Source organism: Massilia niastensis DSM 21313, from assembly GCF_000382345.1.
GTDB classification, from domain to species: domain Bacteria; phylum Pseudomonadota; class Gammaproteobacteria; order Burkholderiales; family Burkholderiaceae_D; genus Telluria; species Telluria niastensis.
In genome coordinates, this window is the sequence record NZ_KB908078.1 from 43032 (window position 1) to 61595 (window position 18564).

Below are 18564 nucleotides of genomic sequence, written 5' to 3' on the forward strand. Positions count from 1 at the left end.
ATGCGCGTCCTACACTTCTACAAGACATATTATCCGGACTCGGTGGGCGGCATCGAACAGGTGATCCGCCAGCTGTGCGTCGGTACCGGCCGCCTCGGCGTGTCCAACACCGTGCTCTCGCTGTCGCGCCACGACAAGCTGGTGCCGTTCGAATTCGAAGGCCACCAGGTGCACCGCGTTCCGCTGAACGTGGAGATCGCCTCGAACGCCATCTCGCTGCAGTCGATCGGCGCGCTGGCGCGCCTGGCGCGTCAGGCCGACATCGTGCACTACCATTTCCCGTGGCCGTTCATGGACCTGGCCCACTTCATGGCGCGGGTGCGCAAGCCGAGCGTGGTGACCTACCACTCCGACATCGTGCGCCAGCGCCACCTGCTGCGCCTGTACCAGCCGCTCAAGCACCGCTTCCTGGAAAGCGTGGACACGATCGTCGCGGCCTCGCCCAACTACCTGGCCTCGTCGCCGGTGCTGGAGCGCTACCGCGACAAGACCCGCGTGATCACCTACGGCCTGGACAAGAACACCTATCCGCAGCCCGATCCCGACCGCCTGGCGCACTGGCGCGCGCGCGTGGGTCCGAAGTTCTTCCTGTTCGTGGGCGTGCTGCGCTACTACAAGGGCCTGCACGTCCTGCTCGAGGCGGCGGCCGGCACCGATTTCCCGGTGGTGATCGTGGGTACCGGGCCGGTCGAGCAGGAGCTGAAGGAGCAGGCCGCGCGCCTGGGCCTGAAGAACGTGCTGTTCACCGGCGCGCTGGACGAGCCGGACAAGATCGCGCTGCTGACCCTGTGCTACGCGATCGCCTTCCCGTCGCACCTGCGCTCGGAGGCGTTCGGCATTTCGCTGCTCGAAGGCGCGATGTACGGCAAGCCGATGATCTCCTGCGAGATCGGCACCGGCACCACCTATATCAATATCGATGGCGATACCGGCCTGGTGACGCCGCCGTCCGACCCGGCGGCGCTGCGCGCGGCGATGCGCATCCTGTGGGACAACCCGGAACTGGCGCGCCAGATGGGCCGCCGCGCCGAGGCGCGCTACCAGGAAGTGTTCACGTCGGAGCAGATGGCCGCCGACTACACGGCCCTGTACCACGAGCTGGCCACCGGCCGCGTCACCCCGGGCGAACCGAGCGCGCCGCTGGCGCCGGCCCAGGCCTGAGCGTTTTCCAGGGCCGAGGACCGTCGTAGGGTGGGCGGGTTTTCCCGCCCACGCGGCGATGGTTGGCGGCGAGGTCATCGAGCCCGATATCGGCACCGATAACGATCACCGCGTGGGCGGAGAATCCGCCCACCCTACATGACTGTCAGTCAGGGGTGCTCGGCCCAGCGCGCCTGGATCGCGCGGATCGCCGGCATCTGCTCGGTGAACAGGTCGACCAGGGCCGGATCGAAGTGGCGGCCTTTCTGCTGGTGCAGGAAATCCAGCGCCTCGTCCTCGCTCCAGGCCTTCTTGTACGGGCGCACCGAGGTCAGGGCGTCGAACACGTCGGCGATCGCGACGATCCTTCCTTCCAGCGGAATCGCATCTCCCGCCAGTCCGTTCGGATAGCCGCTGCCGTCATACTTCTCGTGGTGGGTCAGCGCGATGTTGCGCGCCAGCGCCAGCATGCCGCCGCTGTGCTCGCCGATGATCTCGGCGCCGATCGTCACGTGGCTCTGCATGATCTTCCATTCTTCCGGGTCGAGCGCGCCGGGCTTCTGCAGGATGCGGTCCGGGATGCCGATCTTGCCCACGTCGTGCATCGGCGCGGCGTGCAGCAGGTCGTCGGCCTCGACCTCGCCCATGCCGGCGGCGATGCCGAGCACGCGCGAGAAGTGGCTCATGCGCAGCACGTGCAGGCCGGTCTCGTTGTCCTTGTACTCGGCCGCCAGGCCCAGGCGCTGGACGATCTCGAGGCGGCTCGCACGCAGCTCCTCCATGCGCACCAGCGACAGGTGGGTGCGCACCCGCGCGCGCACGATCGGCGGGCTGACCGGCTTGGTGATGTAGTCGACCGCGCCGGCCTCGAAGCCTTCCAGTTCGTCGTCGGCCTCGGTCAGCGCGGTCACGAAGATCACGGGGATCGCGGCCGTCGCCGGGTTGGCCTTGAGCGCGGCGCACACTTCGTAGCCCGACATCCCGGGCATCATCACGTCCAGCAGCACCAGGTCGGGAGACTCCTGGCGCGCCAGCTCGAGGGCGCGCGCGCCGTCCTTGGCGAACAGCAGGCGATAGTGGTCCTGCAGGATCTGGCGCAGCAGCTGGAGGTTGGTGGCTTCGTCGTCGACCGCCAGGATCAGCGGCCGGGTGTTCGGTTGGGGCATGCGGGTTTCCTGTGTTGCTTATTCTTCGAGCGCGGCCATGACCGCCTCGAGGTGCCCGAGGGCGAGGTCGAAGTCGAAGTCGGCGATCGCCACCTGGACCTGGGCCACGCGCGGCGCGCTGGCGTGGCCGGCCAGGGCCGCCGCCAGGCTGGCCAGCGCGGGGTCGTTCAGGGCGCCGCGGCGCAGCGCTTCCAGCAGCACGCCGCCGGCGCGGCGCGCGCGCGCCAGGTCGACCGTGACGGCGGGCGCGCCCGGCGCGGCGGCCTGCGGGATGCCGGCGCCGATCGCGGCCAGCGCCTCGGCCAGCGCCCGGGTCGAGGCCTCCAGCGCGGCGCTGGCCCTCTGTTCGTCGGTCGGCACCGCATTGGTCGCCTGTTCCAGGGTCGCCAGGGCGTCCGACAGCTGTTCCAGCCCGACGTTGGCGGCCACGCCGCGCACCTTGTGGGCCAGCATGCGCAGTTCCAGGTGCGAGCCGCCGGCGGCGTGCACCTGCAGGGTCTCGCCCAGCGCGCCGTACTGGCGGCCGAAGTGTTCCAGCGCCTCCAGGTAGGCGTCTTCCTTGCCGCTCCAGCGGTGCAGGCCGGCGCGCCGGTTCAGCACTTCGCGCGCCAGGCCCGCGATGCCCGGCCCCGCCGTGCTGTCGCCCTGCTGGGCGATGCCGAGCACGCGCGCGATCTCGTGCGACAGCGCGAACCAGTCGACCGGCTTGCTGGCGAAACCGTCCATGCCGGCGTCGGCGCTGGCCTTGCGGTGCTCGGCCAGCACGCTGGCGGTCATCGCGATCACCGGCACGCGCGAACGGCCGTCGGCCAGCTCGTGGGCGCGGATCCGGCGCGTGGCGCTCAGGCCGTCGAGGGTCGGCATCTGGAAGTCCATCAGGATCAGGTCGAACTCCTGGCTGGTCGCCAGCTCGACCACGGCGGCGCCGTCGGTCACGGCGGTCATCGTGTGGCCGCGGCGCGCCATCAGGAGCTGCATCAGTTCCAGGTTCTGCGGCACGTCGTCGGCCACCAGCACGCGCAGCGGCGGCAGCACGGCGGCGCTGCGCACGCGCGGCGCCTGCTGGACCAGGCGGGCCAGCACCAGCGGCACCCGCACGTGGAAGGTGGTGCCCGCGCCAAGCACGCTCTCGGCCCAGATCCGGCCGCCCATCAGCTCGACCAGCTGCTTGCAGATCGTGGTGCCCAGGCCGGTGCCGCCGAAGCGGCGCGTCATCGAGGCGTCGGCCTGGGTGAAGGGTTCGAAGATCGCCGACAGGCGTTCCGGCGCGATGCCGATGCCGGTGTCGCTGACCGCGATGCACAGCTGGTCGCCTTCGGCCGACACCTTCAGGCCCACGGTGCCCCTGGCGGTGAACTTGATCGCGTTGTCGATCAGGTTGGTCAGCACCTGGCGCATGCGCAGCTCGTCGCCGCGCAGGCCGGTCGGCAGCGCCGGGTCGTAGTTGATGTCCAGGTGCAGGCCCTTGGCGCGCGCGTTCGCGGCCAGGGTCGAGGACAGCTCGTCGATCAGCGAGAGCAGGTTGTAGTCGTTCTGCTCCAGCTCGACCGCGCCTTTTTCCAGCTTGGCGGTATCGAGGATTTCATTGAGCAGGCGCAGCAGCGCCTTGCCGGCGCTGCGGATGGTGTCGATGTGGCGGCGCTGTTCCTTGTCCAGCTCGCCGTCCAGCAGCACGTCGGTGAAGCCCAGGATCGAGTTCATCGGAGTGCGGATCTCGTGGCTCATGTTGGCCACGAAGGTGGCGCGCGCGGCGGCCGCCTGCTCGGCCTTTTCCTTGGCCTCGCGCAGCGCTTCCTCCATCTGGCGGCGCTCGGTGATGTCGAGGATCACGCCGTCCAGCCATTCGACCTCGCCGCCCTCGTTGCGCACGCCGGTGCCGTTTTCCCACAGCCAGCGGGTGCCGCCGTCGGCGTGCAGCAGGCGGTACTCGACCAGGTAGGGGCGGTCTTCGTGCAGCGCGCGCTCGACTTCGTCCGACACGCGCCGGCGGTCGGCTGCGTGGATCAGCGCGCCGAAGCTGCGGCGCGGCGGATTGCCGAGGAAATCGGCGGCCGGGAAACCGGTGACGCGCTCGACGGCGTCGCTCATGAACACCATCGGCCATTCGCCGTCGATCAGGCTGCGGTAGGAGATGCCTGGGATGTTGCCGATCAGGGAGCGGAACTGCTGTTCGCTGGCGCGCAGCGCCTGCACCATCGCGCGGCGTTCGCTGATGTCGGTGATGAAGCACACGAACAGGTCCTGGTCGCCGAGCTTCGCATGGCCGAGCGCGCGCCGCACCGGCACCTGGCTGCCGTCCTTGCGCAGGCCGATCACTTCGCTGCTGCGCGCGTCCGGATCGAGCTGGCCGTCGCGCAGCACGGCCAGCAGGCCGTCCTGCGCCGAGTGATCGCGATCGGCGATCAGGACGCTGATGCTGCGTCCCACGATCTCGTCGCGGCGCCAGCCGAAGATGCGTTCGGCCGAGGCGTTGAATTCGGTGATGGTGCCTTCGCGGTCGACCGTGACGACGCCGTCGACGGTGGTGGTCAGGAGCGCGCGCATCCAGGCTTCGCTGCGCGACAGGTCGAGGTACATCTGGCGGTAGCGCAGCAGGCCGTTGGCGGCCACCACGAACAGGGTGAAGGCGACGGTGATGACGGTGATCGCCAGCGCCAGGAAATCGGAATTCGAGCCGCCCTGGCCGTCGGGGGCGGCCTGGCCGGCGAAGCGCGCCGCCGCCATGCCGGTGTAGTGCATGCCGGCGATCGCGCAGCCCATCACGACCGCGGCGATCAGGAGGCGGCGCGATTCGCTGAGCGACTGGAAGCGCGACAGGCCGAAGCGCACCCCGAGCGCCAGCGTGGCGAGCACGACCGCGACGACGATGGACAGGGCGAACATGGCGGGATCGTAGTGCAGGGTCAGGCTCATGCGCATGCCGGCCATGCCGGCATAGTGCATCGCGCCGATGCCCGCGCCGACCAGTACGCCGCCCACCAGCAGGCCGTTCCTGCCGAGTTCCTTGCGCGAAATGAGCGACAGCGCAACGGCGGATGCCGCGATGCTGGGCAGGCTGGACAGGATCGTGGTCAGCGGATCGTAGACGACCAGGGTGCACAGGTTGAACGCGAGCATGCCGATGAAGTGCATCGCCCACACGCCGGCGCCGAGCGCGAGGCTGCCGGTTCCCAGCACGATCATCCGGTGGGCGCGGCTGGCGCTGGCCTGGCCGGCGATCTGCAGCCCCATCCATGAGGAAAAGATGGCAATCAGCAGCGACAGGGCAACCAGGCGCGGTTCATAGACGCCGTAGGTCAACAGGGACGGATCGGTCGGTACTGAAAATAGTTGCAACATGTTGAATTGACGGGCGATTTGCCTTGGGATGGCTTGGCAGTATCTCACTTTCGTTCTGGAAAATGTTGTTGAGTCCCAGAAGCTTTACATTTGACATGCATAATTGTCGTGAATGCGCCACCATCAAAGCACGCGTTGCAGAAAAATTGCCCTGAAGCTAAGCTAGCCATGAAGCCAAGCAAGCTTGCCGCGACAGGGTGTGGCATTGGAAGGGGTGTGCATGTTCAAACGACTCGTTACCGTCGTCATCGCGCTGGGCATGGCGCATGCGGCGCCGGGTGTCGCCGCGCCGGATACGGCGTCGGGTGTCGCCACGCCCGGTACGGCTCCGCGCCTGTACCTCACGACCGAGGCGTCGGCGCCGTCGAGCATGCTCGACAACGGCCGGGTGACCGGCATCGCCACCGACAAGGTGCGCGAAGCGATGGCCCGCGCCGGCGTCACCCATGACATCGCACTGCTTCCCTGGAAGCGCGCCTACACCGCGGCGCTGCAGCGGCCCGACGCCTGCGTGTATTCCACCACCCGCACCCCCGAGCGCGAGCACCTGTTCAAGTGGGCCGGCCCGACCGACACCGCCCAGTGGGTCCTGATGGCGCGCGCCGACCGCAAGCTGCGGCTCGACAGCCTGGAGCAGGCGCGCGGCCTGCGCATCGGCACCTACAACGGCGATGCGCGCGACCAGTACCTGCGCGCGCGGGGCTTCCAGGTCGACGCCGCGCCGAACGACCTGATCAATCCACGCAAGCTGCTGCTGGACCGTATCGACCTGTGGGCGGCCAGCCTGCGCGGCGGCAGCGACGTGCTCGCGCGCCATGGCTGGGAGTCGCGGATCATCCCGGTCCATGTGTTCAAGCGCATCGAGCTCTACCTGGCCTGCAACCGGGCCGTGCCGGACAGCGTGGTCGCGCGCCTGAACGCCGCGTTCGCGGAGATCGCGCGCGACGGCACGGGAAGGCGCATCGAGCGCAGCTACGACAGGAGTTAGGTCGGACGCGCCAAGCAATTGCCGGCTGGCGCTTCATGTTATCTGCCGGAACAACAAGAACCCGTGCTCTCGATGAAAGGCACGGGTTTTGTCTTGCGTTCGGTGCAAGCGGACTGAGCAAAGGACAAGCAAATGCTATTCGCTGCAAAGTCGGGATGAATATTCGTTCTCAGCCTTATGTTCCGTGAGTGGGCCCCATAGACGCAGCAAAGCAAGCGTAATTTTTGCTTGGACTAGATTGTAAGATTTTTCAAAAAATTCTCGAGCAGTGTTTCGATGTTCTGCATCGAAAGCGCCGACCCCTGAACCATTTGCCCAATGAAGCGGTCCTTCTTCATCGGTTCTCTGGTGAAAATTGTGCAAACCTGTCCGCACGTCGCGGCTGATACCTCTCTGCGGGCATCGCGCCCCAGAAGTCCAGCGCCTGCGAGTTCAACGTCGTATTCCGCGGCCTCCATCAGGTCCAATCCGTCAGAATACAGGCGGTCTATTTGGCCAGCCTGATGATAGTTCCGCATCAAGTACAACACGTCAGTCGCGTGCTTGTCGTTTGAGGGTTTGTCATTCCACGCCAGTAGCTTCAGGATCGCGATTGCTGGAACAGATGCGACGCGGACCGAAAATCCAGTCTCAATCTCGACCAACGGGGCCGATTCAAATGCATCCTTGTATCCGGCGACGTTCATTACGAAATCGCCGCTGGGAGGCCATGCAATTTCGCCGTTCTGTTCCACACCGTCGAAGGGGACCAAGTCGAGCGGGTAGATCACGTTTTTCTTATAGATCAGCCGATGTTCCTGATTGCCAAGCTCGAAATCACCGATGGCGAGCAACGCCTGCTTGAGTTGGGTAAATCCGTCCCAATCCGCGACGCCAACCGCGAAGTCCACATCCTTCGTGGCTCTCGTGCGCTCGATGCCGTGTACGTGCCAGAGCAGCGTATCTCGTGCAGCGGCGCCGATCAAGAAGAAGTCCAGGTCGAGCTTGTTAGCGACGTTGAAGACGTGACGCATGATCGCGACCATCTCCTCCGGCAGCGGGCGTTCAGGACTGACTTTGTACTCGTTCACAGATCACCTTTCTTAATTGTTGTGCAATTTCCAGGTTCCGGCTATTCGAACTCGAAATCAGGTCGGCGTAAATCAGCGGGTCTGGAGCGCAGGGAAAGGATTGCAGTGCCAGGCTGTTCCAGAACATATCGACGATTTCGATTGGCCCGTCAGGATCTGCGCGCAGCTTGAGAGCCTGCACCAGCTCTGGCATCACGCGGGGGTCTCGCATGTTCACGTAAAGTGTCAGCTCACCAGGCGCAATCGAATATCCAAGTTTCGACGCTGCAGCCTCGCTACCGATCGCGATAGGCGTTTCGGCACCAGGCGCGGCCTGGTGGGGCTGCTTGCTGAAGAGCTGCAAGTGTGCGCCGGCGGTACCGCCGAGCTCGACCTCGTACAGCGCGGGCGACACGTGGCGCAGGGCGTACTCCATCGAGGGCGGCCGCATACGGCGCTTATGAAGTTTCGGGCGGATGCGTGCCAGATAACCTTCCGTCCAAACGTCCAGCCAGCGCTCTGGTCTCGACAACACACGGCGTCTGGAGCGGGTAGCGGCATGGAAGCCGAGCTCGCGCAAGGTTTCCAGCGCTTTCCCCGCCGCGCCGTGTGAAATTCCTGCCGCCTCACCGATTTCCCGCACGGGCTCGTTGAGAAGCTGAGGACGCGTCAGTATGGCAAGCATTACCCGCAGGGTAGCCGGCGTCACGGTCGGGTCCTTGAACGAGATATTTTGCGCTTCTCCTTTTTGCCCAAGGATAAACACGAGGAGCTTTTCATCCTTCAGGAAGCAATTGCCGGCGGCGTCTGCGAACATGACATTGTTCTCTCGACAGTACTGCGCGAGTTCAGCAGATAGTTGTCCGGTCCCGAGCACCACGTCGGGTGCGTGCCGCTGCTTAAAACCCAGAATTTGATCTCGGCGGTCGACGGTTGCCTTCACGTCGATTGGCAATAGCAGCGGCTGTTCGGTACTGGTAGCAATCTGCAGGACGTCGTCAAAGGGCTCGTCCTCGCCTCCAGGGCCGCGCAGCTCCACGATCAGTCCGGTCGATCGACGCAGGCTGTCAACAATTTCGTGAAGAAGGTGATCTTCAATTTTTAGCATGGATTGTCCAAATATTGAATTATGTCCACGTAACGTGGACTTTCATTATGTGGTTACGTCCACATAGATGCAAGTGTCCACGGTACGTGGACAGGCCTTACTAGGGTGTTTTGGTACCGAGTAGCCCGATGTTGCCTCCTGTGGTGGTCGGGCCATCGTGGCAAAGTGGGTTTGCGGCATTGGTGAGCCTCAACTCGCGGGCAACTATGCGGAATACGCCTGACGGACGCGAAGCTGAATGCGGCGATGCTGTCAATAGTGGCGGGAAGAGGTGCTACTCCCTGGTGTTGTGGATTGCCCGAATTTCCCAGAGAGGGCCGAGGGGCTTAAAGGAGAAGCGGGGAGATTACGGGTGTTGCGCTGCTGGTGGGTGGTGCCTCCGGCCGGAATCGAACCGGCACGCCTTTCGGCGCTTGATTTTGAGTCAAGTGCGTCTACCAATTCCGCCACAGAGGCCCAATAGCAGGCGCGCATCTTAGCACATGCCTTGCGCAACTGACCAGTAGGCCTGCAAAAATGACACGCTAGCGTGCGATCCGGTGCTGCAGCAGGCGCAGGCTGCCGACCGGGCCGATCACTTCCAGCGCATGGGGCCGCACCGCGACCGTGATCGCGCCTTCCTGGGCGCGCAGCCATGGACGCGGCCGGTGGTAGCGGATGCTGGCGTTGTCGCTCACGCTCTTGCGGTAGCCCAGCGCGGCCATCGCTTCGTCGAGGGTGCCGATCATGTAGTGGGCGTCGAAGCGGGTGCGCATCTCGAAGCGGCCCGGGCCGAGCATCCAGACCGGCATCAGCCCGCCGGCCAGCGCCGGCAGCACGATGTAGGGCAGGGGCGTGCCCGGATCGATCAGGTGCAGGACCAGCACGAGCACGGGCAGGCCGGCCAGGAGCGTCAGCGCCCAGGGAAGCGACTGGCGCCAGGTGCTGAGGCGCCTGAGGAAGCCGGGTCGTTCGCGGATGCGCACAATTTCAGAAAAGGTAACGCTCTTCATGATGGTCTCCTCACCGCGCGTGAAGGGCTGGGCCACTTGTCGTAATTCATTATTGTGACGAGCGCGGCCGGTGCAAAGTTGAGTCCGCTCAAAAGTGCCGGTTGTAGGGGATAGATTCTCACATCGCGCCGACATGCCGCGCACTGGTGAATGGAAAGGGTTCGTGTCCAAATAAAACAGGCCGCACGGAAATTCGTGCGGCCTGCCTGGCTTGCCGATGCGCTGTTCGCAGCGCCGTCAGCGGGGACGGCGGAACAGGCGGAAGCGCTCGTCGCGGTCGGAGGCGCGCCGTCCTTCCCATAGCGGCACCGGGTTGCGCACGCCGTACTTGCGCATCATCTCGGCGTCGTCGCGCGTCTTCACGCTGTCCTGCAGCAGCACGTAGTCGCAGCTGCCGCCGGCCAGGCTGACGAAAGGCAGGCGGCCGTAGAACGCCAGCGAGGCGCGCTGGGCCGGGCCGACATTGGTGTCGATGCAGCCGGTATCGGCCGGCAGGCGCGCGGCGATCTGCTGGGCCACGCCGGCATAGCTCTTGCTGTAGTTGAGGTCAGGCAAGAACAAGGTCATCAGGAGCACCCACAGCAGGATCAGGCCGCCGGACGACAGCACCACGGCGCGCCACAGCACCGAGGGCTGGCGCGACAGGCGCCAGTGCACCAGCATGACCCAGCCGATGCTGGCCGCGGCCGCCACCATGAAGGCTACGATGCCGACCTCGGGCTTGAAGCCCGGCACCAGCTTGAGCGCGTTCTTGGCCAGCTGCGCCGGCCAGCCGGTCAGCTTGGCGATCCAGAACAGCCAGACCAGGGCGCCGAGCATGGTCAGCACCATCACCGAGAACCAGTCGATCGCATTGATCGAGCCGCGCTTCATGGTCGGCAGGCCGAACGCGGCCATCAGCGCCAGCGGCGCCAGCATCTTGAGGAAGTCGCCGTTCTCGGGCTCCGGGTCGCACAGCAGCATCAGGGTCAGCGCCAGGAAGAAGAACACCGGCAGCACGATGTGCAGCAGGCTGTTCTGGCGGCGCCAGGCCCAGACCGCCCAGATCGCGAACGGCCAGGCCGGCCAGAAGAACCAGATGCCGATGCGGAAGAAGGCTTTCACCGAGGTCCAGCTCGGCAGGCCGAACTGGGCCGCGTTCCATTCCATCCAGTCCGCCGCCGGCGACATGCCGTAGGGCTCGACAATCATCGCCGGGAGGAACCAGGCCAGGCTCAGGCCGAAGGCGACGGCGATCGCGATGCCGATCTGGCGCAGGGTGGCGCCGGTGGTCAGGTCCAGGTAGCGGGTGCAGGCGAACAGCGCCGCGATCAGGGCCACCGGGGCCAGGAAGCCGCGCGTCAGGGTCAGGGCGCCCAGCGCGACGCCGATCAGCACGGCGTTGCGGGTGCTGGTGTGCTCGACGTAGCGCACCGCCCGGTACAGGAAGTAGGACAGCAGGGCGCCCTGCAGGGTCGGCGCCAGGGTCAGGTGGCTTTGCAGCAGCAGGCCGAGGCAGCCGAGGTAGATCAGCACCGCGGTGTCGCCCAGGGTGCGGCCGTAGTCGTCCGGCTCGGGCTGGCCGCCGAAGGCCAGGCGCAGCGGCTGGGCCTCGGCGCGGCGGCCCAGGTGGAAGGCGGTGTACCACAGCGACACCGCGCCCATCACGAAGATGCCGATGGTGGAGACGCGCGCGGCCAGCACGTCGCCCAGGATCCAGCCGAACAGCTTGATGCACAGCGCGCCCAGCCAGAAGGCGAGCGGGCCTTCCTCGGCGTTGGCCAGGCCGGCGATGTTCGGGTACAGCCAGTCGTGCAGCCCGCCGTGCGCCATGGTCCACATGATGCCGAAGCTGCCGGCGTCTTCCTTCCACAAGTCGCGGCCGATCAGCCCGGGCAGGATGTACAGCATGCCCAGCGCGAGCAGGGCCCAGCGGGGCAGCGCCAGGGTGGCGGCGGCGGGAAGGCGGACTGGTTTCATCGATAAGTCTGATGCGTGAAAATAATCGCGTAGTATAGCCGCGAAAAAAAAGAAGCCGGCGAAGCGGCTTCTTTTGTGGAAACCCAAAGGTTTCCGATCGATGCTGTGGGCTGATTAGCCGTTGGCGACCGAGGTCTTCGAGCCGACCGAACCGAACTTCTGGCGGAACTTCTCGACGCGGCCAGCGGTGTCGACGATCTTGTGCTTGCCGGTGTAGAACGGGTGCGATTCAGCGGACACCTCGATCTTGATCAGCGGGTATTCTTTGCCTTCGTGGGTGATCTTTTCGCGGGTAGCGATGGTCGAACGGGTCACGAATTTGAAATCGCAGGACAGGTCGTGGAACACGACTTCACGGTAATCTGGATGGATATCGGTCTTCATAATTGCCTCTGATTGAGTTGGTAGCCAAACAGCACTTCGTCGGTCGCCTTGCTTCTTGACCCGATTGCCGATCACTTGCCAGGGGTTGACTGAACCGGCGATTATAAGGCGATTCGGTGTTCCAGGCAATGTAAACGAAAAAAGGCGGCCCGAAGGCCGCCCTGGCGCGAGCGCTGCGTGGCCTTAGCCGCCGCGGCGCATCATGTCGAAGAATTCGACATTGTTCTTGGTCGCGCGCATCTTGTCGAGGATGAACTCCATCGCTTCGATCTCGTCCATCGAGTACAGCAGCTTGCGCAGGATCCAGATCTTCTGCAGCTGGTCCGGCTTGATCAGCAGTTCCTCGCGGCGGGTGCCCGACTTGTTCAGGTTGATCGCCGGGTAGACGCGCTTCTCGGCCAGGCGGCGCTCCAGGTGCACTTCCATGTTGCCGGTGCCCTTGAATTCCTCGTAGATCACGTCGTCCATGCGCGAGCCGGTCTCGATCAGCGCGGTCGCGACGATGGTCAGCGAGCCGCCTTCCTCGACGTTGCGGGCGGCGCCGAAGAAACGCTTCGGACGCTGCAGCGCGTTGGCGTCGACACCGCCGGTCAGGACCTTGCCCGATGCCGGGATCACGGTGTTGTAGGCGCGCGCCAGGCGGGTGATCGAGTCCAGCAGGATCACGACGTCCTTCTTCATTTCGACCAGGCGCTTGGCTTTTTCCAGCACCATCTCGGCGACCTGCACGTGGCGGGTGGCCGGTTCGTCGAAGGTCGAGGCGACCACTTCGCCGCGCACCGAACGCTGCATCTCGGTCACTTCCTCGGGACGTTCGTCGATCAGCAGCACGATCAGGGTCACGTCCGGGTGGTTCGCGGTGATCGCGTGCGCGATGTGCTGCAGCATGACCGACTTGCCCGACTTCGGCGAGGCGACCAGCAGGCCGCGCTGGCCCTTGCCGATCGGCGAGATCAGGTCGACGATGCGGCCGGTGATGTTCTCGGCGCCGTTCATGTCGCGCTCCAGGCGCAGCGGCACCTGCGGATGCAGCGGGGTCAGGTTCTCGAACAGGATGCGGTGCTTCGAGGCTTCCGGCGACTCGCCGTTGACCTTGTCGACCTTCACCAGTGCGAAGTAGCGCTCGCCATCCTTCGGGGTACGCACTTCCCCTTCGATCGAGTCACCCGTATGCAAGTTGAAGCGGCGGATCTGCGACGGCGAGATATAGATGTCGTCGGTCGAGGCCATGTAGCTCGCGTCGGGCGAGCGCAGGAACCCGAAGCCGTCCGGCAGCACCTCGAGCGCGCCGTCGCCGAAAATCTGTTCGCCAGACTTCGCGCGCTTCTTCAGGATCGCGAACATCAATTCTTGCTTGCGCAGGCGGGCTGCGTTGTCGATATCGAGGCCGATCGCCATTTCCAGCAGTGCGGAAACGTGCATCGCCTTCAGTTCAGATAAATGCATGTGTGTGGGTGTCCCGTGACGGGAAAGTAAAGGTAGGGGAGGGAACTGCGTGGGTTAATTAGCTCGGAAGGGCCGGTGGCCGTCCCGTCCAGGGATGACGGCAGCGCGGGCGCGCTGCCGTCGCTAAATCGTATCAGATGTTGCTGTCGATGAAGGAGGTCAGTTGGCCTTTTGCCAGTGCGCCGACCTTCTGGGCTGCGGCCACACCATTCTTGAACAGGATCAGCGTCGGGATGCCGCGGATGCCGAACTTGGCCGGTATGGCCTGGTTCGCGTCGACGTCCAGCTTGGCGATCGTCAGCTTGCCTTCGTATTCCTTGGCGACTTCTTCCAGGATCGGGGCGATCATCTTGCAGGGGCCGCACCACTCGGCCCAGAAGTCGACCAGGACCGGGCGCTCGGACTTGAGCACGTCGGCTTCGAAGGTTGCATCGCTGATGTGTTTGATGTTTTCGCTCATGTTTTCCTCAATGAGAGGTAGGGATCAATTAACGCCTGGAGACCATAGTCCTTGGAAGTCTCAACCGGCTGCCGTGCACTGCTAAATATTGCTGCTTCACAATGGTGGAGGCACTGTGCGCAAAAATCAATAAGGAAGAACGGCTAGAGGATGTCAGGCGGGGAATGAGGCGAATAATACCCCATTTTTTTAAAAAGTGTTCATCGGTTTGTACAAAATCTCAACATTCCAGCGCGCGCCGCAATTGCTCGGTGCCGATCGGCTTGCGAAAGCCTCCCGAGACCCGCAATCCGAGGGCGCGCGCCAGCTCGCCGGCGGCCTCGCGCAGGCTGTCGTCGAGGGCCGACAGCAGGATCACCCGGCCGGAAAATCCCTGGCCGGCGGCGGCCTGCAGGAACTCGATGCCATCCATCTCGGGCAGCATCAGGTCGCAGATCAGGATGTCCGGCGCATGCTCGTCCAGCCGCGCCAGCGCGCTGCGCGCGTCGAGCTCGGTGGCCACATGGTAGTCGCCGATCCCGGCCAGCATCTCTTCCAGCACCTCGAGCACGAAGCGGTCGTCGTCGAGCACGAGCACGCGCTGGGACGAGGAGGGCAAGGCGGTGGGGGCGGGCGTCATCGAGGGCGGCGAATGGGCGAAAGACGGCCATTATGGCGAACTTTCGGAACAAACGGGTGCATCCACACCAATTTTCGCGCCGGATGGCCCCAAACGATGCCAATCCGGCTTCAAACGCTGCCGGTGAAGCGCGCCAGGTGGCCCGGATGCCACATCGTGACCACCGAGGCGGCCCGTCCGGCCGAGGTGGTGCGTCGGTGCAGCACCAGGCAGCAGGACCCGGGGGGGATGGCGAGCAGCTCGGCCACGCTGGCCGGCGCCAGCTGGGCCTCGATGGCATAGGTGGCGCCCTGCAGCGGCGCCACCGCCATCAGGTGTTCGTTCGGGGTGATGCTGGAGAAGTCCTGCTCCAGGTAGGCCGGGGCGCAGGCCGGGTTGACCCAGCGGTCCTCGAGCTGGATCGGGACCTCGTTCTCGAAGTGCACGATCAGCGAATGGAACAGCTGCGCGCCCGGTTCGAGTCCGAATTCGGTGGCCAGCGCCTGGTCGGCCAGTTCCTGGCGCAGCAGGCGCGGGTCGCTGCGGTGCAGCTTGCCGCGCGCGCGGATCTCGTCGGCGATGTTGCGGATCTCGACTAGGGTGGCCTGGTATTTCTGCGGCGCGACATAGGTGCCCGAGCCCTGGCGGCGCACCAGCACCTGCTCGGCGGTGAGCTCGCGCACGGCGCGGTTGACGGTCATGCGCGACACGCCGAAGTGGCGCACCAGCGCCTGTTCGGAGGGCACGAGATCCCCTTCCTTCCAGCGGCCCGATGCGATCCCGCCGACCAGGTAATTCTTGATCTGCTGGAAAATGGGCGTACTGTCTTGCGCGGTCTGTTCTTCCAAACTACTCTCCAGGGAGCCGATATCGCGGCGGGCCGAACGTGGCCAGCCTTGTCCATGCCTTGATTCTAGCACCGGGATTCGAAAGCAAGACCCGGAGTGCGGCCGTGTCGGCTGGGCGCTACGATGACGGCACTGTTGATTTTCCGGAGCATCGCCATGATTTCCGCCAGCCCTGCCGCCGCCCCTGCCGCCGTTCCGGCATCCGCCTACGACACCGACGATGCCCGCTGGGCCGCCGTCCAGCGCCGCGACCCCGGCGCCGACGGCCGGTTCTACTATGCGGTGCGCAGCACCGGCGTGTATTGCCGGCCTTCCTGCCCGTCGCGCGGCGCGCTGCGCGCCAACGTGAGCTTCCACGCCAGCTGCCTCGACGCCGAGGCGGCCGGCTTCCGGCCCTGCCTGCGCTGCCGGCCGACCCTGCCGCCGCTGGCCGAACGGCAGGCGCAGGCGGTGGCCCAGGCCTGCCGCCTGATCGAGGCGGCCGCCGAGGAGCCCGACCTGGACCGCCTGGCGCAGGCGGCGGGCATGAGCCGCTTCCATTTCCACCGTGTCTTCAAGGCGCATACCGGCATCACGCCCAAGGCCTATGCGGCGGCCCAGCGCGCGGCGCGCGTGCGCGAGCAGCTGCCGGGTGCGGCCAGCGTGACCGATGCGCTCTACGATGCCGGCTTCGGCTCGAGCGGACGTTTCTATGCCTCGTCCGGCGGCCTGCTCGGCATGACCCCAGGCCGCTACCGCAGCGGCGGGCAGGGCGAGACGATCCGCTTCGCGGTGGCGCAGTGCTCGCTGGGCGCGATCCTGGTCGCGGCCACCGGGCAGGGAATCTGCGCGATCCTGATCGGCGACGAGCCCGAGCCGCTGGTGCGCGACCTGCAGGAGCGCTTCCCGCGCGCCACCCTGGAGGGCGCCGAGCCGGACTTCGAGCGCACCGTGGCCCAGGTGATCGGTTTCATCGAGGCGCCGCGCCTGGGCCTGGACCTGCCGCTGGACGTGCGCGGCACCGCCTTCCAGCAGCGCGTCTGGCAGGCGCTGCGCGACATCCCGGCCGGCCAGACGGTCAGCTATGCGCAGCTGGCCGAGCGGGTCGGCGTGCGCGACGGCGCGCGCGCGGTGGCCGGCGCCTGCGCGGCCAACCCGGTGGCGGTGGCGATCCCCTGCCACCGCGTGGTGCGCACCGACGGTTCGCTGTCCGGCTACCGCTGGGGCATCGAGCGCAAGCGCACCCTGCTCGAGCGCGAGGGCGGCAACCAGGTTGCGGGGGCGCGGGACCAGGCGTGAACCGACTGGCGCTGCGCGCTTTGCCCGTCGAGCAAACTTCTATACACTTCTTCGTACCGCGCCCACAAGGCGCGGAGCCTTTATACAACGGAGAAAAACCAAGCATGCGCGCGCGCCAGATCCCCTTGCAGTGTTCCCTGTTCGTCCTCGCCGCCCTGGGCAGCCTGTCGGCGGTCCACGCCGACACCCTGGTCGACAACGCCAACGGCTACACCCTGGACGCCAGGGGCGAGCTGCTGCAATTCACTGCGCTGGCCTTCGACGACCAGGGCAGGATCATCGCCGTCGGCGCCTCCGCCGAGGTCGCAGCGAAAGCGCCGCATGCACGCCGCATCGACATGGGCGGCCGCACCGTGCTGCCCGGCCTGATCGACGCCCACGGCCACGTGTTCGGCCTGGGCCAGCAACTGACCCAGCTCGACCTGTCCCCCAGCACCTCGCTGGCCGGCGCCATCAAGTCGATCGCCGGCTACGCGCAGGCCAACCCGGCCCACGCCTGGATCCGCGGCCGCGGCTGGAACCAGGAGAACTGGAAACTGGGCCGCTTCCCGACCGCCGCCGAACTCGACGCCGTCATCCAGGACCGCCCGGTATGGCTGGAGCGGGTCGACGGCCACGCCGGCTGGGCCAACAGCCGCACCCTGGCGCTGGCCGGCATCACGAAGTCGACCCCCGACCCGGCCGGCGGCAAGATCGTGCGCGATGCGAACGGCGAGGCGACCGGCGTGCTGGTCGACGCGGCCCAGGAACTGGTGACCAGGGTGCTGCCGCCGCAGACCGAGGCCGAAGGCCGCACGATGCTGGACCGCTCGCTGCAGGAAATCGCGCGCATGGGCCTGACCAGCGTGCACGACGCCGGCGTCGGCGTGGCCGAGGACCGCCTGTACCGCGCCTATGCCGATGGCGGCAAGCTGACCGCGCGCGTGTACGGCATGATCGGCGGCACGGACAAAGACTTCGACGAACTGGCGAAGAACGGCCCGCTCAAGACCTACGGCAAGGACATGTATGCGCTGCGCGCCGTGAAGCTGTATTCGGACGGCGCGCTCGGCAGCCGCGGCGCGGCCCTGATCCAGCCCTACAGCGACGAGCCGCATTCGCACGGCCTGCTGTTCTACAAGACCGCCCGGATGGACGCCATGATGGCCAAGGCCATGCGCAAGGGATACCAGGTCAACGTGCATGCGATCGGCGACGCCGGCAACCGCCAGATCCTCGACATCTATAAAAAGGAACTGGGCGCGACGAACAGCGCCGCGCAGCGCCACCGCATCGAGCACGCCCAGGTGGTGGCGCCGGGCGACATCCCGCGCTTCAAGTCGCTCGGCATCATCCCCTCGATGCAGCCGACCCACGCCACCTCGGACAAGAACATGGCCGAGAGCCGCGTCGGCCCGGAGCGCATCAAGGGCGCCTACGCCTGGCGCAGCTTCCTGCACCAGGGCTCGCGCATCGCCTGCGGTTCCGACTTCCCGGTCGAGTCGCCGAACCCCTTCTACGGCATCCACGCCGCCGTCACGCGCCAGGATGCGGGCGGCCAGCCGGTGGCGGGCTGGCACCCGGACCAGGCGATGTCGCTGAAGGAGGCGTTCCGCTGCTTTACGCTCGATGCGGCCTATGCCGGCCACCAGGAAAACACGCTCGGCTCGCTGGAAACGGGCAAGCAGGCGGACTTCATCGTGATCGACCGCGACCTGTTCCGCATGCCGACCTACGACATCCACAAGACCGGGGTGCTCGAGACCTGGGTGGCGGGCCGCCAGGTATTCCAGAAGAAGTAAACCCGACCGCATGCCGGTCTGGTAGGGT

General features: G+C 66.0%; 15 protein-coding genes and 1 tRNA gene. 4 read left to right on the forward strand and 12 right to left on the reverse strand.

Going from position 1 to position 18564, the window contains the following annotated elements; all coding sequences use genetic code 11:
• The gene (locus H162_RS0102530) at positions 1-1161 is read left to right on the forward strand and encodes a glycosyltransferase family 4 protein (RefSeq protein WP_020651873.1); all 1161 of its coding nucleotides are present in this window, start codon (positions 1-3) and stop codon (positions 1159-1161) included.
• 149 nt (positions 1162-1310) lie between these two features.
• On the opposite strand, the gene H162_RS0102535 is transcribed toward H162_RS0102530, so the two are convergent.
• Together H162_RS0102535 and H162_RS0102540 are read right to left on the reverse strand one after the other, a co-directional pair.
• Positions 1311-2306, reverse strand: a complete 996-nt coding sequence (locus H162_RS0102535) for a response regulator (protein ID WP_020651874.1) — start codon at positions 2304-2306, stop codon at positions 1311-1313.
• 18 nt (positions 2307-2324) lie between these two features.
• Positions 2325-5645, reverse strand: a complete 3321-nt coding sequence (locus H162_RS0102540) for an MHYT domain-containing protein (RefSeq protein ID WP_026354137.1) — start codon at positions 5643-5645, stop codon at positions 2325-2327.
• A gap of 220 nt (positions 5646-5865) precedes the next feature.
• Between H162_RS0102540 and H162_RS0102545 the strand changes: the two genes are divergently transcribed.
• Positions 5866-6633: a substrate-binding periplasmic protein gene (locus H162_RS0102545; RefSeq protein WP_020651876.1), complete on the forward strand. Its 768-nt coding sequence runs from the start codon at positions 5866-5868 to the stop codon at positions 6631-6633.
• A 233-nt stretch (positions 6634-6866) separates the two neighbouring features.
• Here the strand turns inward: H162_RS0102545 and H162_RS29945 are convergent, their stop codons facing one another.
• From H162_RS29945 to hutC, 10 genes are all read right to left on the reverse strand, one after another.
• Positions 6867-7703 (reverse strand): nucleotidyl transferase AbiEii/AbiGii toxin family protein, encoded by an 837-nt coding sequence (locus H162_RS29945; protein WP_156885445.1) that lies wholly within the window; start codon positions 7701-7703, stop codon positions 6867-6869.
• Positions 7678-8790, reverse strand: coding sequence for a type IV toxin-antitoxin system AbiEi family antitoxin (locus tag H162_RS0102555; RefSeq protein ID WP_020651878.1), 1113 nt, complete (start codon positions 8788-8790; stop codon positions 7678-7680). Before H162_RS0102555 ends, H162_RS29945 begins: the two co-directional genes overlap by 26 nt.
• A 371-nt stretch (positions 8791-9161) precedes the next feature.
• Positions 9162-9246, reverse strand: a tRNA-Leu gene (locus H162_RS0102560).
• 68 nt (positions 9247-9314) lie between these two features.
• Positions 9315-9782, reverse strand: coding sequence for a hypothetical protein (locus tag H162_RS0102565; RefSeq protein ID WP_020651879.1), 468 nt, complete (start codon positions 9780-9782; stop codon positions 9315-9317).
• Positions 9783-10019: 237 nt separating this feature from the next.
• Positions 10020-11741, reverse strand: a complete 1722-nt coding sequence (locus H162_RS0102570; RefSeq protein ID WP_020651880.1) for an ArnT family glycosyltransferase — start codon at positions 11739-11741, stop codon at positions 10020-10022.
• A 114-nt stretch (positions 11742-11855) separates the two neighbouring features.
• Positions 11856-12125 (reverse strand): type B 50S ribosomal protein L31, encoded by a 270-nt coding sequence (locus H162_RS0102575; protein WP_020651881.1) that lies wholly within the window; start codon positions 12123-12125, stop codon positions 11856-11858.
• A 183-nt stretch (positions 12126-12308) separates the two neighbouring features.
• Positions 12309-13571: a transcription termination factor Rho gene (rho, locus tag H162_RS0102580; protein WP_026354138.1), complete on the reverse strand. Its 1263-nt coding sequence runs from the start codon at positions 13569-13571 to the stop codon at positions 12309-12311.
• Positions 13572-13704: 133 nt separating this feature from the next.
• On the reverse strand, positions 13705-14031 hold the full coding sequence (gene trxA / locus H162_RS0102585) for a thioredoxin TrxA (protein ID WP_020651883.1): 327 nt from the start codon (positions 14029-14031) through the stop codon (positions 13705-13707).
• A 220-nt stretch (positions 14032-14251) separates the two neighbouring features.
• Entirely contained in the window at positions 14252-14650 is a 399-nt protein-coding gene (locus tag H162_RS0102590; RefSeq protein ID WP_026354139.1) for a response regulator, read from the reverse strand.
• 110 nt (positions 14651-14760) lie between these two features.
• On the reverse strand, positions 14761-15477 hold the full coding sequence (gene hutC / locus H162_RS0102595; protein ID WP_020651885.1) for a histidine utilization transcriptional repressor HutC: 717 nt from the start codon (positions 15475-15477) through the stop codon (positions 14761-14763).
• A 156-nt stretch (positions 15478-15633) separates the two neighbouring features.
• Here hutC and ada point away from each other — a divergent pair, with 156 nt between their 5' ends.
• Together ada and H162_RS0102605 are read left to right on the forward strand one after the other, a co-directional pair.
• Entirely contained in the window at positions 15634-16755 is a 1122-nt protein-coding gene (gene ada / locus H162_RS0102600) for a bifunctional DNA-binding transcriptional regulator/O6-methylguanine-DNA methyltransferase Ada (RefSeq protein ID WP_040786303.1), read from the forward strand.
• A 104-nt stretch (positions 16756-16859) separates the two neighbouring features.
• Entirely contained in the window at positions 16860-18536 is a 1677-nt protein-coding gene (locus H162_RS0102605) for an amidohydrolase (protein ID WP_020651887.1), read from the forward strand.
• Positions 18537-18564 lie beyond the last annotated feature (28 nt).